Origin of the sequence: Streptomyces sp. M2CJ-2 (assembly GCF_016757295.1) — a bacterium.
Classification (GTDB): Bacteria; Actinomycetota; Actinomycetes; order Streptomycetales; family Streptomycetaceae; genus Streptomyces.
In genome coordinates, this window is record NZ_JAESIF010000262.1 from 1 (window position 1) to 872 (window position 872).

An 872-nucleotide genomic window follows, 5' to 3' on the forward strand; every position below is an offset into this window, starting at 1 on the left:
GGCGCTGTCACGTTGTTGAGGGTGTGAGTGCCTGACGGGGTGTCGGGTGTGGTGGGGCCGGGTTCCGGCTCCGTGCTCAGGCCGCGGTGGGCAGGGCGGTGGCGCCGGTGATCTGGTCCCAGAGGGCGAAGCGGTGGCGCATTTCGGTGCGGTATTCGGGGGCGGTCATCAGGTGGCGGCGGGGTCGAAAGTGGGGTGAGATGCCGCTGAACGCGGCCAGGAACTGCTGAGCTCCGCCGACGGAGCGGAAGCCTTTCATGGCGCGTTCGCGTTGCCGGGTGGGCTGATGGCTTTTCTCGGCGCGGTTGTTGAGTCCCTTGTGCGAGCGGTGCTCGACGGAGGGCATGACCTCGCGGTGGGCCGCGCCGTAGGAGCGGAGCTTGTCGGTGACGATCACCCGCGGCACCGAGCAGGTTCTCTTGAGCAGTGTGCGGAAGAACCGCCGGGCCGCAGCGGTGTCCCGCCGGTTCTGGACCAGGATGTCCAGGACGGTGCCGTCCTGGTCGACGGCCCGCCACAGGTACTTCTGCTCGCCGTTGATCTTGATGAAGACCTCGTCCAGGTGCCACTTGTCGCCTGGCCGCGGCCGCCGGCGGCGCAGGCCGTCGGCATAGGCCTGCCCGAACTTCAGACACCAGCGGCGCACCGTCTCGTAGGAGACGATCACGCCACGCCCGGGCATCAGCTCCCCGGCCTCACGGAACGACAACGGGAAGCGGAAGTACAGCCACACGCAGTGGGAGATCACCTCGGCCGGGTACCGATGCCCCTGGTACGACGGCGGCGCGGACGACACGAGCGAACCCCTCCCCGGCACGATCAACTCCAAGATCATCCCAGGCCGGTCAGCTAACGTGACAACGCCTGCGGGG

At 68.3% G+C, this 872-nt stretch carries 1 protein-coding gene; it reads right to left on the bottom strand.

What is annotated here, in order from left to right; all coding sequences use genetic code 11:
- Nucleotides 1–76: 76 nt before the first annotated feature.
- The gene (locus tag JL475_RS39205; protein WP_237409582.1) at nt 77–835 is read right to left on the bottom strand and encodes an IS6 family transposase; all 759 of its coding nucleotides are present in this window, start codon (nt 833–835) and stop codon (nt 77–79) included.
- Between the last annotated feature and the right edge of the window lie 37 nt (nt 836–872).